16 protein-coding genes are annotated in these 15185 nt (G+C 46.3%); all 16 read left to right on the forward strand.

What is annotated here, in order from left to right; genetic code table 11:
• The coding region (locus FWJ59_RS04035; protein ID WP_414480702.1) for an FtsW/RodA/SpoVE family cell cycle protein at positions 1-1113 on the forward strand (1113 nt) is incomplete at its 5' end.
• The gene (locus FWJ59_RS04040; protein WP_414480703.1) at positions 1100-2560 is read left to right on the forward strand and encodes a peptidoglycan D,D-transpeptidase FtsI family protein; all 1461 of its coding nucleotides are present in this window, start codon (positions 1100-1102) and stop codon (positions 2558-2560) included. The genes FWJ59_RS04035 and FWJ59_RS04040, both read left to right, overlap by 14 nt.
• Positions 2561-2791: 231 nt before the next feature.
• Positions 2792-3292: an ECF transporter S component gene (locus FWJ59_RS04045; protein ID WP_414480704.1), complete on the forward strand. Its 501-nt coding sequence runs from the start codon at positions 2792-2794 to the stop codon at positions 3290-3292.
• Between the two features lie 256 nt (positions 3293-3548).
• Entirely contained in the window at positions 3549-5414 is a 1866-nt protein-coding gene (gene uvrC, locus FWJ59_RS04050; protein WP_414480705.1) for an excinuclease ABC subunit UvrC, read from the forward strand.
• 69 nt (positions 5415-5483) lie between these two features.
• Complete coding sequence (locus FWJ59_RS04055; protein WP_414480706.1) at positions 5484-5684, forward strand: PspC domain-containing protein; 201 nt, start codon at positions 5484-5486, stop codon at positions 5682-5684.
• Between the two features lie 77 nt (positions 5685-5761).
• Entirely contained in the window at positions 5762-6574 is an 813-nt protein-coding gene (locus FWJ59_RS04060; RefSeq protein ID WP_414480707.1) for a Cof-type HAD-IIB family hydrolase, read from the forward strand.
• Positions 6571-7500, forward strand: coding sequence for an HPr(Ser) kinase/phosphatase (hprK, locus tag FWJ59_RS04065; protein WP_414480708.1), 930 nt, complete (start codon positions 6571-6573; stop codon positions 7498-7500). Before FWJ59_RS04060 ends, hprK begins: the two co-directional genes overlap by 4 nt.
• Before the next feature lie 208 nt (positions 7501-7708).
• Entirely contained in the window at positions 7709-8965 is a 1257-nt protein-coding gene (locus FWJ59_RS04070; RefSeq protein WP_414480709.1) for an ABC transporter substrate-binding protein, read from the forward strand.
• An 85-nt stretch (positions 8966-9050) separates the two neighbouring features.
• Positions 9051-9965, forward strand: coding sequence for a UDP-N-acetylmuramate dehydrogenase (murB, locus tag FWJ59_RS04075; protein ID WP_414480710.1), 915 nt, complete (start codon positions 9051-9053; stop codon positions 9963-9965).
• 13 nt (positions 9966-9978) lie between these two features.
• The gene (locus tag FWJ59_RS04080; RefSeq protein ID WP_414480711.1) at positions 9979-10728 is read left to right on the forward strand and encodes a PHP domain-containing protein; all 750 of its coding nucleotides are present in this window, start codon (positions 9979-9981) and stop codon (positions 10726-10728) included.
• Positions 10729-10801: 73 nt separating this feature from the next.
• Positions 10802-11668, forward strand: a complete 867-nt coding sequence (gene rapZ / locus FWJ59_RS04085; protein ID WP_414480712.1) for an RNase adapter RapZ — start codon at positions 10802-10804, stop codon at positions 11666-11668.
• A 6-nt stretch (positions 11669-11674) separates the two neighbouring features.
• Positions 11675-12793 (forward strand): gluconeogenesis factor YvcK family protein, encoded by a 1119-nt coding sequence (locus FWJ59_RS04090; RefSeq protein ID WP_414480713.1) that lies wholly within the window; start codon positions 11675-11677, stop codon positions 12791-12793.
• Between the two features lie 6 nt (positions 12794-12799).
• Positions 12800-13765, forward strand: coding sequence for a DNA-binding protein WhiA (gene whiA, locus FWJ59_RS04095; RefSeq protein WP_414480714.1), 966 nt, complete (start codon positions 12800-12802; stop codon positions 13763-13765).
• A complete protein-coding gene (locus FWJ59_RS04100) occupies positions 13766-14050 on the forward strand; it encodes an HPr family phosphocarrier protein (RefSeq protein WP_414480715.1) in 285 nt (94 codons plus the stop codon).
• Between the two features lie 92 nt (positions 14051-14142).
• Positions 14143-14433 carry a GntR family transcriptional regulator gene (locus FWJ59_RS04105; RefSeq protein WP_414480716.1) on the forward strand — a complete coding sequence of 97 codons (291 nt, stop codon included), beginning with the start codon at positions 14143-14145 and terminating at the stop codon, positions 14431-14433.
• An 18-nt stretch (positions 14434-14451) separates the two neighbouring features.
• On the forward strand, positions 14452-15185 hold a 734-nt coding region (locus FWJ59_RS04110; RefSeq protein ID WP_414480717.1), incomplete at its 3' end, for a CBS domain-containing protein.

Here is a 15185-nt window from a genome sequence, read left to right on the forward strand (position 1 = left end):
CTATTGTGCTATCTGTTTAGTAGATTGGACAGATATTTGCTGTTGATGGTTGATACTTTGTGTATAGTTGGTTTCGTCGTGCTTCAGAGGCTGCAGCCTACCCTTGCGTTTCGCCAGGTGGAATGGTTTGGCTTGGGCAGCATTTTTTTATTGCTTACAATCCTATATGTAAAATATTTTAAGTACTGGGATAAGCTTAATTATCCTTTAATGGTTGTTGGCTTAGGAGTCTTGATACTGACACTGGCTATAGGGAAGGAGATAGGAGGGGCAAAAAACTGGATACAAATCTGGAAATACAACGTGCAGCCATCGGAATTTGTAAAGATTATCCTGGTATTGGTTTTGAGCGCTGATCTGAAGGAGAATAAGAGCAGATTAAGGCGCCTACCTGTACTGCTATTTACGGCGCTGGTGATACTGCTGGTGGTGCTGCAAAAGGATCTAGGAGCAGCATTTCTTTATTTTTGCGTCTTCGTGTTTCTCTATTATACAGCCACCTCCGACTGGCTAGTAGCCGCTGGCGCTTCATTTCTGGCTTTCATAGGCGCCGTTATAAGCTATCATCTCTTTGGGCACGTGCGAACCCGTATAGCCGCTTGGTATAATCCCTGGGCGGATGTAGAGAACAGGGGATACCAGATTGCTCAATCGTTGATAGCCATTGCCAGCGGTGGTTGGGTGGGCCTTGGCCTGGGTTTGGGTTCGCCCCATGTAATCCCTGCTTCAAAAACCGATTTCATATTTGCCGCAATTTGCGAAGAGATGGGGATAATAACCGGTGTATTCATAATAGGGCTTTATATGTTGATAATGATAAGAGGAGTAGCCATTGCCCTTAAGGCGCAAAAACCAGGAGATATGTTGCTGGCCATGGGAGCTACCATATCCCTTGCCATCCAGAGCTTTACTATAATAGGCGGGGTTATTAAGATGATACCCTTGACGGGGGTCACCTTGCCCTTCGTCAGCTATGGTGGCAGTTCCATGCTGGTGAGCTTTGGGCTGTTGGGGATCATCCAGGGGATAGCCATAAAAAACAGGAGGAAAAGTAAGGACGAGGAAGCACAACTGCGCCATGAAGGAGATGAAAGATACGATGAACAAGAGTAAGATAAAGAGAAATTCCATTGGCGTGCTCCTGGTGCTTACAGCGCTTTATCTATCACTGATTGCTTACTTCTGTTATGCCGTGGTGTTCTACGGAAGCAGGTGGTTTTCAGATTCATATAATAGCCGCGTAAAGATGGACGAGACAAATCCCCGCATAATACCCGGTAGTATCATGGACAGAAACGGCGTAGTATTGGCGGAAACTAAGGAGGAAGTAGTAAAAGATCCTACTACAGGGAAAAGCGAAAGATACTACTTTAGGGTATATCACGATAAGGCTGCCAGCGTAGCTCACGTCGTCGGATTTAATCACAGCAAATACGGACGGACGGGCGTGGAAGCGTTCTATGTATATTATCTTATGGGATACAACAACAGCCTAATAGAAAAGATATATCAGAAAGCCTTTTTACCTCAGGAACGGGGAAATGACGTGGTTCTGACGGTAGACTTTAGGCTTCAGGATTACATCACCCAGCTTTTAAAGCAGCAGGGCAAAAAGGGTAGCGTGGTATTGCTAAATCCCAAAACCGGTGAAATACTTGCCATGGTGAGCTATCCTACCTTCAATCCCAACGATATGGACAATGTCGACGATGATAGCTTGCTGAATCGTGCCACACAGGGGCTATATCCCCCCGGCTCTGTGTTTAAAGTAGTTACAGCGGCTGCGGCGCTGGAAAATATAGAAAACATAGGGGAAAGAAAATTTAACTGTACCGGCGCTGTTGAATTTGATGGCACAAGGGTACAGTGTTATAAAGGAGAGGCACACGGTGAGGTGGATTTGGCCCAGGCACTGGCGGTTTCCTGCAATACCACGTTTTCGAATTTAGGGGTAGAAATCGGATGGAAGAGTTTATTAAAAATGGGCAAGAAATTTGGGTTTAATGAGGACTTCCTGTTCTCGGATATAAGGATGAAGATGAGCAGCCTTCCCATCACCTATAAAACCAGCAAGCCGGAGATGGCCTGGACGGCCATAGGGCAGGGCAAGGTGCTGGTGACACCACTTCATATGGCTATGATTGCGGCTACCATAGCCAATGATGGAGTCATGATGGAGCCCAAACTTCTGTACAAGGTAGTGGGGCGCAATGGCGATACCCAAAAGCAATTAAAGGCAAGCGTATACAGAAAAGTTTTGAATGAAGAGAGTGCCCGGATCCTCAAAGACATGATGATCAAGGTGGTACAAGAGGGTACTGGTAAACAGGCACAATCAGGCGTAATAACCGTTGCAGGAAAAACCGGTACAGCCGAAGAGGGAACAAAAGATCAACAAAACAGAAACCTTGCCTGGTTTGTGGGGTTCGCTTCGGTTGATAATCCCACGCTGGCCATTGCCGTGTTGGTGGAAGATGTAGGCCAGGGCGAAACAGGCGGAACGCAGGCAGCGCCTCTTGCCAAGAAGGTCATTGAAAAAGCGGTTGAACTGGGCTATTGATTTTCCCTCCCTGCTGTAACTTTTTGATAAGAGATGTGCAATTGGGATTACAGCGTGTTATATAATTATGACAAGACATGGGACTTTACTGTTGACAAGACAACTGTTTTGGGAGTATAATATGTCAACAAGTTGACGAAGTGTATTTGGACTGCTATTTAGCAATCTATTTAGCAATGTTTAAGTTACTTAATATGTAGCAGCATCTTATGGGGAGGGAGAGAAAAAGCCATGAAAATCAGGGATATCGTTGTGGGAGGGCTGCTGGCCGCCGTTGCCATTTTAATTCCCATGTTGTTTGCCAATACGCCTCTGATGGTGCACATTCCACCTTTTTCGGCTACCATTGCTTCCCATGTTCCGATATTGCTTTCCATTGCCGTAAGCCCTGCGGTGGCGATATTTACGGGTGTGGTATCTGGACTGGGTTTTATGCTCAGGACATCACCTGTAATCGGCGCCAGAGCTATGATGCATGCCATATTTGGAGGAATAGGCGCGTATGCCTTCAAAAAGGGTATGCCATTTCACGCTGTGCTTTTAATGACAGCTCCTATTCACGGATTGCTGGAGGCACTGGTGGTATTGCCATTTGGATATAATTTGAATCAAGCATTTGTCGTGGTGGGAATAGGAAGCGTGCTTCACCATCTGGTGGATTCGGCTATAACCCTGGTGGTGTACAGTGCTCTTACGCGCCTATCCTTTTTAAAGGCGCCACACCGCTCGTAAGGATGTTGCATCCGTAAGGTGGACCTGTAAGTATACCTGTAAGTATACTTTTCTGTGGGATAGCCATGACGATTTTACCAGTGAGTATCCTAACCTATGAACTTTTTTATAGAGCTAGCCTTGGAAAGCCACACAAGATGTGGCTTCTTTTTATGGCGTAAACTCAAAATTAAAGCCTTGTTATAAAGATGAATTGTAACATGGAATGTGCTAAAATAAGTAATAAAGGGTTACCTTCAGAAAGGCAGTGTTGGATATGGAGCATCTGATGGAGAAGCTGAAGAAACTTCCCGACCATCCAGGAGTATATTTGATGAAGGATGAGGCTGGCGAAATCATTTACGTGGGCAAGGCCGTGTCGCTCAAAAACAGGGTAAGGCAATATTTTCAGTCTTCTCGTAACCATTCTCCCAAAACCAAGGTTATGGTCAGCCAGATACGGGATTTTGAATATATACTCACCGATTCCGAGCTAGAGGCCCTCATACTAGAATGCAACTTAATAAAGAAGCATAGACCAAAGTATAACGTGCTGCTCAAGGATGATAAGACCTACCCTTATATAATGGTGACCACAGAAGAAGAATTCCCTAGAGTAGTCATAACCCGTAGAATAAAGAAGGATAAAAACAGGTACTTTGGTCCATATACCAGCGCTAAGGCGGTGAGGGAGACTATTGATCTGCTGCGCAGGATATTCCCAGTAAGGTCGTGCAACAAAGATGTGAGGGAAGGCGTAAAGGAGGGACGTCCCTGCCTGTATTTTCACATAAACCAATGCCTGGGGCCCTGCCAGGGCAATGTCAGCAAGGAAGAGTACCAGGCGATGGTCAAGGAGATATGCAAATTTCTTGATGGCAAGCACGACGATTTGTTACAAGACTTGCGGACCAAGATGGCTGAGGCGGCCAATAACCTGGAGTTTGAAAAGGCGGCGCGGTACAGGGATAGGATTGCTGCCATTGAACGCATAAGGGAAAATCAAAAAGTGGTGTATACCTCTTCGGTGGAGGATATGGATGTAATCGCTTTTGCTCAAGGGAACTCCAATACCGTGGCCCAGGTCTTTTTCATACGAAATGGCAAGTTGATCGGCACCGAACAGTTTATTTTGGACGACACGGAGGATACCGAACTTAAAGAAGTGATATCGTCGTTTATCAAGCAGTTTTACAGCATGTCGCTGTACGTTCCTAAAGTCATTTTGGTACAGGAAGATATTGAGGATGACGAAGTCATAATGAAATGGCTGACCGAGAAAAGGGGCAACCGGGTGTATATCCACGCGCCCAAGAGAGGGGATAAGAAAGATCTGGTGGATATGGCGCTCCACAATGCCCTGGACGCTTTACGCAACCTGGAGGATAAGCTGAAGAGAGAAGAGGCAAGGACTGTTGGGGCTGTTGAGCAATTGGCCGGGTATCTTGAGTTAGAAAAGCTTCCCTTCCGCATAGAGGCCTTTGACATATCCAACATTCAGGGAACCGAAACGGTGGCGTCCATGGTTGTATTCGAGGGAGGTAAGCCTAAAAAAAGCGATTACCGGAGGTTTAGGATTAAGACGGTTGAGGGCCCCAATGACTTTGCCAGCATGGCTGAGGTGATAGAAAGGCGTTTCAGGCGCGGCATACAAGAGATTGCTGAACTGAAGCGGCAGGGAAAGCCTCTTGAAGAAGGGAAGTTTTCCAAATTGCCCGATCTGGTGCTCATCGATGGAGGAAAAGGGCAGTTAAACGTAGCCGTTGAAGTCATACGAAAGCTGGGGCTTGAGGATATTCCCATCATTAGCTTGGCTAAAAAGCTGGAAGAAGTGTATGTGGAGGGGAAAAGCGATCCGGTCAACATTCCCAAAAACTCCGATGCCCTACATCTCCTGCAACGGATTCGGGATGAAGCCCATAGATTTGCTATAAGCTACCACCGTAGCTTGAGGGAAAAGAGTGGGCTGCGTTCAGTCTTGGAGGATATACCCGGAATAGGTCCCAAACGCAGATCGGCGTTACTCAAGCATTTTGGCACTCTGGAGGCCATAAAAAATGCTACGATAGAGGAACTGGCCAGCGTAGAAGGGATGAACAGGCAGGCTGCCCAAAATATCATTGAGTATTTGCGCGGGGAATGATGAGTAAAAAAGCTGGACATCAGCTTAACTGGCATTATATACTTATTGATGAAAGAGGGGGTGTTGGCGTTGAAAAAGCTTTATCTTTCAGAAACTGACAAGAAGATTGCCGGCGTGTGTGGTGGCATAGCCGAATACTTAGGCATTGATTCCACTCTGGTGAGGTTGATATGGGTGCTTGCGTCGATTTTTTTGACCGCATTCATCGGCGGGGTTATCGCTTATGTGATCGCATGGGCCATTATCCCATCGCGCCAGCGAATAATGTAATGACGTTATGCTATTTTACGCAAATATCATCTCAATAGATATTTTCACGTCATAATACATTAACGAGGTGACAGGGTTTGAAATATAGGATGGTGGCAATCGATCTGGATGACTCGCTGCTGGATGATGACCTTACAATCAGCCAGGAGAACCTTCAAGCAATACGCCGTACAATGGAGAAAGGGGTTATCGTAACCATAGCCACAGGCAGAATGTTTAAATCAGCATTTCCGTATGTTAAACAGTTGGGGATCGATGTACCCGTTATCACCTATCAGGGGGCATTGGTAATAAACGCGTTGTCCAAAAATGTGCTTTTGCACTATCCGGTGCCGCTTGACCTCTCCCGGGAGATCATTAGGGAGAGCAAGAAGAACGATATACACCTGCAGGTCTATATAGATGATGAGTACTATTTCGAGCAGCATAACAAGTATTCGGACTTGTATTTTAAAGTAAGCGGCATTGTGGGAACTGCCGTAGGTCCTCTTGAGGACTTTTTAGAAAAAGAACCTACCAAATTAATAATGATTGATGAACCCGAAAATATCCTAAGATGGATGGAGCATTATAAGGAAAAGTTCGCTGGCAAGCTGCAGGTTACCATATCAAAGGCCCATTATCTGGAGTTCACCAATATAGAGGCTACCAAAGGAAATGCCGTGAGGTATCTTGCAGAGATGTACGGCATCAAGCCCGATGAGGTCATCGCGATTGGTGATAGCTTTAACGATATACCAATGCTTACCTATGCCGGATTGGGCGTAGCGATGGGAAATGCCCCTGAAATTGTAAAGTCTCATGCTGATTACGTAACTTATTCCAATAATGAAAACGGCGTTGCCCACGTGCTGGAGAAATTTGTGTTAGGGGGGAGGAATACCATTTGAATTCTGTTCCAATACAGGACATCATTAAGGCTTTTGACCTTGAAGTCATATATATGAGCGATGGTTCGAAGATCGGCATAACCACCAGCGATATCAACAGGCCGGGGCTTCAGTTGGCCGGCTTCTTTGATTATTTCGCCAGTGAGAGGATCCAGATAATAGGGAAGACGGAGATGACCTATCTTAACGGTTTGGATCCCAAAATTCGTTTTGAACGGCTGTGCCAGTTTTTTAAATACGATATTCCATGCCTCATAGTATCCCGCGGCATGGAAGTACCTAATTATTTGGTGGAAGCCGCAAAGAGGTACCATCGTCCGATATTTCGATCGCAGCTGGCCACCACCAATCTAGTGAGCAAGCTTACCAGCTATCTTGCCTCTGCTTTGGCGCCAAGGATAACACGGCACGGGGTATTGGTGGACGTATATGGAGTTGGGGTATTTCTGATGGGCGAAAGTGGCATAGGCAAAAGCGAGACGGCGCTGGAGCTCATAAAGAGAGGGCATCGCCTTGTGGCTGATGACGCCGTCGAAATAAAGAAGGTAGCCGATAACCGCCTGATAGGCGAGGCACCCGAACTCATAAGGCATTTTATGGAAATAAGAGGGATAGGCATAATAGACGTAAAGGCCATGTACGGCGTGGGCGCAGTTATAAACAACAAGCCCCTGGATTTGGTGATACAGATGGAGCTGTGGGATGACAACAAGGAGTATGACCGGCTGGGGCTGGATGAAGAGTACATCGAGATTTTGGGCGTTAAGCTGCCCAAAATAGTGCTTCCCGTTCGGCCGGGAAGGAATCTGGCCATCATAGTTGAGGTGGCTGCCCGCAATTTTAGGCTCAAGAATATGGGGTATCATGCTGCACGTGAGTTGGACAACAGGCTCAATGCTTTAATACAGATGAATAGGGAAGACTGAGCTTTTCTGCCTCGTCTGGATGCTCTAATATTTTCTCGTATGGGATAGGGTGATGGTCTGTCTGTTTCCATTTTGAAAGGCTTAACACTTCTAAGGTAAAGGAATACTATATGGGCTTTATAAATATAAATGGAGTAAAGGGTTTTACTGCTATTGTTAGAAAGCCTCATCCCCGGTAATGCGAAAAGAAGTTGACGGGAGGGGCCATATGACTCTTAAAGTAAAACCATTTACTCTTTTTTTGTATGCGGTATTATTGGCTGTACTCCTTCTGGGATGGCAGGTGCTATTCAAAAATAAAAATCCAAGGGACCTCACTGATCTTCTGGAACCCCTCTTTAGAAAAAAGTCTGAATGGACGGGCCTGATAACGCTGTGGAACGTTAACTTCATAGAATGCGGGACGGGGAGCAACACCAGATGGCTGAATCTTCAAATTGAGAGGTTTGAGAAGCAGAACCCCGGTGTCTTCATCGATGTCAGGAATATCACCCCTTCCAGGGTGAAGATGTATTTCCAGGGAAATGAAAGGGAAAGCCTTCTTCCCGATATCATCGCTTTACCTGTGTACGAGGATATAATTCCCGAAGGCCTTTTGGTGGACCTGCATGAGTTCTTTGGTCAAGAAGATTTGAAAAGGCTAAACCCCATTGCATACAACCATGTTATAAGGAATGGCAGGATGATAGGGGTGCCGTATATGATGGGGGCTTATGCCATCCTCTTTAATCTTCAGCTAGCACATGAAAGTGGGGTTGTCATTCCCGAAGGCCAGCTGGACTTTGCATTTTTGGATTCAGCGGTGAGGGCCATGACTTTTACAGAGAAGAAGGGCAAAACTGAAAAGCAATATTACGGCTTTTGTACATACTCTACCCCCTATAGCCGCCCTCTGCTGAGTATTATTTATGGTGACCGGGAAAAAATAGTAAATGAAAGTGCTTATGGCTATTTGATACGGTGGCATAATATCGGCGCTTTACCGTCAGGCATGATGGACTTTTCTTATAACCAGGCCTGGGACCTGTTTGCGGGGCAGGGAAAGGTTGGAATAATGCTTGCAAGTACCAGGGCCATATATCAGATGAGGGCTTTACAGCAATCTGGGAAGGGATTTGAGATAGCCGTAAAAGCTTTGCCGTACGACGGAAGCGGCATGTTTTTGGATCAGGTGGCGGCTTTTGGGATACTCAGGACCGATGACCGCATAAAGCTTGAGTTATGCGTATCCTTTTTAAAGGGATTGCTTGAAGATAGAGCGCAGCGGGAACTCAAAACCGTAGGCATGTTTCCCGTAATCAATGGTATAGACGATATATATGCCGATGATCCCCAAATGCACCAGCTGGAGACCTCCCTTAAAAATTTCATCTATGGTCCTGGCGATGAAGAGGCATTACGGATTTTGGAAAACCAGTACGACAGGTTAAAACAGCAACTTAACGTTCAAGGGGTAGGCCATTGATGCTTGTCAATAAAATGAAAATGTTTTAAACTTAATATGTTGTTGTGTCGAACCTAATCCAAATCGGTATAATAGGAGTTGTGCCATGAATATTCATGAAGTGTATAAAGAATTATCAAGCGTTATTCCTGAGAAACAGCTTCTTAAAGATGAGCCCATGAAGAGCCATACATCATTTCGTATCGGTGGACCGGCAGACTTGATGGTGCTTCCCTCAGAAATTAGGCATATCCGCCATACCCTTAAGGTATGCCAAAAATGGAATGTGCCTTTTATGGTGATGGGCAATGGCTCCAATCTGCTAGTGAGGGATAAAGGCATAAGGGGCGTGGTCATTAAGATCGCAAACACCTTCAACGGCATATGGGTTGAAGGTTGTACTATAAGGGCTCAATCAGGAGCGCTTCTTTCCACCCTTTCCAAAAAAGCCCTTCAGGCCGAACTTAAAGGGCTGGAATTTGCAAGCGGCATACCTGGAACGCTGGGTGGAGCTATCGTCATGAATGCAGGAGCCTATGGTGGCGAGATGAAGGATATAGTGGTCCGGGCCAAGGTCATGGATGCCCAGGGAAATGAGTTTTGCCTCAGCAACGCTGAACTTGAATTTGGCTATCGTACTAGCTATGTCCAAAAAAAAGGCCTCATAGTGCTGGAGGCAGAGTTGGCCTTAAGCCCCGGAAAGTATGAAGATATAAAGGCTGTCATAAGCGAACTGACGCGCAGAAGGCAGGAAAAGCAGCCTCTTTCGCTGCCCAGCGCAGGCAGCGTTTTTATGCGTCCACCGGGCTATTTTGCGGGCAAGCTGATAGAAGAGGCCGGGCTCAAGGGTTTTAGGGTAGGCGATGCTCAGGTATCCGAAAAACACGCAGGGTTTATAGTCAATGTTGGCAATGCCACTGCAAAGGATGTGCTGACGCTCATTGAGGTTATCCAACAAAGGGTTAGGGAAAGATATGGGGTAGAGCTTGAACCCGAAATCAAGATAGTAGGCGAAGAATAAAAGGGGTAATATTATGGAGTATCGCTTGATAGCTGATTATCATACGCATACGCGTTACAGCCACGGGAAAGGTACCATTGAGCAGAACGTTATGGCCGCGCGAAGGCGGGGCCTCAAGAGGATTGCCATAACCGATCATGGATTTAACCACATAGGGATGGGCATGCGCCTTGAAGACATAGACAGGATGAGGAGAGAGATCGACGTTTTAAGAAAGAAATATACAGATATAGAGATACTGTTTGGCGTGGAGGCCAATCTGATCAGCCTGGAAGGGGATATAGACATACCGCAGGAGTATATAGGCGCCTTTGACATCATCTTGATGGGGTTTCATAAAGCGGTCATGCCATTGTCCCTTAAGGATGGGTGGAGGCTGTTTCTAAAAAATGCTTTGTGCAGGGCAGTACCCTTCTGTGATGCACAAAAGCTGCGATATGACAACACCATGGCGATGATACGGGCGATGGAGCGCTATCCCATACACACCATCACCCATCCGGGGGCCAAGATTGATATAGACACTCGCCTTCTGGCAAAACACGCTGCTGAGCACAAAGTTTTTCTGGAGATAAACAGCAGCCATGGCTTTATGACCGAGGAGTATGTCAGGGTGGCAATGGAGGAGGGTGCCCTCTTTGTCATAAACAGCGATGCGCATACCCCTGAGGATGTAGGAAATATGGAGAGAGGCCTTATGATTGCCCAAAGGGCCGGGGTTCCTCCTAATAGGATTTTAAATTCCCAAGATTTTTCGTATTAAATGTGTTATAATGTAATAAGAAGTTTTGATATGACGGCGCAATGTATACAAAGGAAGGTAGGTAGTAGGGTGTATGCGCTTCGTGATAGTTACTGGCCTGTCGGGAGCGGGCAAAACCCTTGCTATTCGGTATATGGAGGATATAGGCTTTTTTTGCGTCGACAATTTGCCGCCCAAGCTTATTCCCAAATTTGCCGAGCTGTGTTATCAGTCGTCAGGCAAAATCGATAAGGTTGCCATTGTGGTGGATATCCGCGGGGGAGGGTTCTTTGACGACCTGTTTGAGTGCCTGTACAACCTAAAGGAATTATTGGGATACGACTATGAAATTCTGTTCCTTGATGCAGCCGATGACGTTCTGATAAAGCGGTATAAGGAAAGCAGGCGCATGCATCCCCTGGTAAGAGAGGGAAGAATAATCCAGGGGATAAATATGGAGCGCGAGAGGCTAAAGAGCCTTAAAGAAAAGGCTACTTATGTCATAGACACCAGCTATATGCAACCCAAACAGCTCAAAGAAACCCTTCTCAATCTGTTTGGTGACAGTCAAGCCTCCAATGGCATGGTCATTTCTGTGGTCTCCTTCGGATACAAGAATGGCATTTTGGTGGATGCTGATCTGGTGTTTGACGTTAGATTCCTTCCAAATCCATTTTACATAGATGAGCTTAAAAACCATACCGGCAAGGATGAGGATGTCAAGAAGTATATTTTTTCTTTTCCTGAAACAAAAATATTTTTAAATAAGGTGGAAGACATGCTGGACTTTCTGATTCCTTATTATATTAAAGAAGGCAAATCCCAGCTCGTTATAGGCATAGGATGTACGGGGGGAAGGCACCGTTCGGTAGCCATTGCTGATGCCATCTATGAGATACTCAGAAACAAAGGGCATCGTGCTGATGTTGTGCACCGCGATATCCAGAGTGGGGAAGAGTGATGAGGTATGGAATTTGTATCTGGTATTGTTGTGGGAGTGGCACTGGGAATTAGCCTTTCATACGCCTTTAAGCGTTTTAAGTGGGTACGAGAAGGAAATGAAAAGCTTCAACAGCCCTTCCGCAATAAAATTGGACCATCTAAAGGGCCAAAGGTGGTGGCCATAGGCGGAGGTACCGGGCTTTCAACCCTGCTTAGAGGGCTTAAGCTATACACTCCTAACATAACGGCCGTTGTAACGGTGGCCGATGATGGTGGCAGTTCAGGAATGCTCCGCCAAGATTTGGGGATCTTGCCTCCTGGCGATATCAGGAACTGCATTTTGGCGCTTGCCAATGTGGAGCCCATCATGGAGCGGCTACTTCAATATCGCTTCAAGGAGGGCTCGCTTAAAGGGCAAAACCTGGGTAACCTGCTAATTGCTGCAATGGTTGATATCGCCGGTGGCTTTGTAAACGCCATAAAAGAGGTGAGCAGCGTACTGGCAGTGACAGGCCGTGTCCTGCCGGTATCCCTTGAGAACGTTCATTTGGTAGCGACGCTGGAAGATGGCACCGTTATACATGGAGAATCCAGGATTCCAGACGAGCAGATTAAGAAGAACAGCCCTATAAAGGAGATTTCTATGGACAATCCCGACTGCAGGGCACTTCCCGACGTGGTAAAGGCCATCGAAGAGGCCGATATAGTAGTGCTGGGACCGGGCAGCCTTTATACCAGCATTATTCCAAACATCATAGTTAAAGAGGTAGCCCAGGCACTGCACCGAAGTCAGGCTTTAAAGATATACGTGTGTAACGTGATGACCCAGCCCGGGGAGACCACGGGCTATTCGGTTGTGGACCACGTCAATGCCATCATAAAGCACGGCGGAGCTGATATAATAGACGTTGTTTTGGTAAATCGTTCAAATTTCCCTGATGAGCTGTTAAAAAAATACAGGCTGGAAGGCGCAGAGCCGGTCGATTGTTCTGATCTGCATAAATTGAGGGATATGGGAATTAAGTACGTGCAGGCTGATCTGTCCGACTTTTCAAGGAGCCTTATTAGACATAATCCCCAAAAGCTTGCTTATGAGATAATCAAGATTGCTCAAGAAGCTGAAAAAAGCCAAAATACGGAGTGAGCTTTCATGTCATTTTCCTCAAGCGTAAAAAGCGAGCTGTGTAGCATGCCGCTAGGTGACGACTGCTGCATGAAGGCTGAACTGGCAGCTTTCCTTCGCATAAACGGTACCATGTTATTTATGGGGAATAATGAGGTGGGCTTGTATTTTAGCACCGAGAGCGCTTCGGTGGCTCGCCGCATATTTAAGTTGCTGAAAGGCAGATATAAGGTTCAGCCTGAAATACTGATACGGAAGAATCGAAGGCTTAATAAGAAAAACGTTTATATGATAGCGGTGCTAAATCCTTCGGAGGCAAGGGCGCTTTTAGAGGACGCCCATGTGCTCTACAGTGATGAAATGGGCAACACCAATATCTATGCAGGTATTTATCCTGCTCTTGTTGAAAATGAATGCTGCAAACGGGCTTATTTACGTGCCACTTTTCTCGGTGGTGGCTATATAAGTGATCCGGAGAGAAACTATCATTTGGAAATTGTGACCCATGATTTGCAGTATGCCCAGTCCTTAAGCAATCTCGTAGGGCGTTTTGGCATGCAGGTCAAAATCATGGAGCGAAAAGGCAAGCATGTGCTGTATTTCAAAGAAGGAGAATATATTGCTAATTTTCTCAATATTATAGGTGCTCACCAGGCTTTACTTGAGCTCGAAAATATAAGAGCTTGCAAGGATATGCGCAACAACATCAATCGAATTGTGAATTGCGAAACTGCCAACTTAAGCAAGACGGTCAACGCTGCTATAAGGCAGATAGAAAACATAGAATATATACACCAGAGCATAGGGCTTAATAAACTGCCGCCACAGCTTCGTGAAATTGCGGAGCTGAGGCTTATGTATAGGGATGCTAGCTTGAAGGAATTGGGCAGCATGCTGGTTCCGCCTATCGGGAAGTCGGGCGTCAATCATCGTTTACGAAAGCTGGACGAAATTGCCGATGCGCTGAGAGAAAAGAAAAAGGGGGAGATATAGGTGTTGGAGGCTAAGTTCATCATTGAACATCAGGCCGGACTTCAAGCGCGCCCAGCGGCTTTGTTCGTGCAGGTGGCCAGCAGGTTTGCATCCCGCATATGGGTTGTCAAAGGGCTTAAAAAGGTAAACGCCAAGAGCATCATGGGGGTTATGTCGCTGGACATACGACAGGGGGATGAGGTCACCATAATCGTCGAAGGTGAGGATGAAAGCAAGGCCATGACAACCATACAGCGTTTGATTGACTCAAACTTTTCAGAGGTGCCGCACAACAGCGCTTCATAGTACATTTGAACGAAGTTTGGAGCATATTGTATATGGTGCGAGAAAGTGTTACAATAATGTCGAGCCATGTAAGCTTATAGAAGGGTGAGGGCATGAGCACTAAGCACGACCTTATAATAGAATACATTAAGCAGCTGGAAGTAGGGACGCGCATATCGGTTCGCAAAATTGCCCAGCAAATGGGGGTCAGCGAGGGCACAGCATACCGTGCCATAAAGGAAGCCGAGAGCCTGGAATACGTAAAGACCCTTCCACGAGTAGGTACAGTTCGCATAGAAAAGGTGGAAAAAAGGGATATTGAACGGCTCACCTATGCAGAAGTGGTATCCATAGTGGATGGCATGGTGCTGGGCGGCCGAAAAGGGCTGGACAAGACCTTGTAGCGCTTTGTCATAGGGGCTATGACCATCGATGCTATGAAGAAGTACCTTTCATCGGGAAGCCTGCTGATAGTTGGGAATAGGGAGGAAGCCCATCGCCTTGCACTGGAGAATGACTGTGCCGTCCTCATCACCGGTGGTTTTTCATGTAGCCAGGAGATACGCGATCTGGCTGATGCCAAGGAACTCCCAGTCATAACCTCTACTTATGATACCTTTACCATCGCTACCATGATCAATAAGGCTATATCCGAACGGATGATAAAAAAGGATATTTTGCTTGTGGAAGACATCATGGTGACCAATCCTCACTATCTTAGCGTAAACGATACCATTGAAAAATGGAGAATGCTCTTTTATACCACCGGCCATAGCAGGTTCCCGGTGGTGGATCAGAACCACTGCGTGGTAGGGATTGTCACTTCCAAGGATATAGCCGATGCCGAGGGGAAGTCGGTACAGGAACTCATGACCCCTAACCCGATTACAGTAGGGCCCAAGACCACTATAGCGTATGCTGCCCACATAATGATCTGGGAAGGTATAGAGTTGTTGCCTGTGGTGGAGAACAGGAAACTGGTGGGGATAGTTACCAATCAGGATGTGATAAAGGCGCTTCAGTATATGAGAAGCCAGCCGCAGGTGAGCGAAACGCTGGAGGATATGGTGCTCAAAGGATTTCAAAATAAGAAGATAGAGGATGGTATGGTGTTTTATGGTTCAGTGTCCCCCATGCTGCTAAGTCAAATAGGCAC

The organism is Caldicoprobacter sp., from assembly GCF_047459465.1.
Taxonomy (GTDB): Bacteria; Bacillota; Clostridia; order Caldicoprobacterales; family Caldicoprobacteraceae; genus Caldicoprobacter.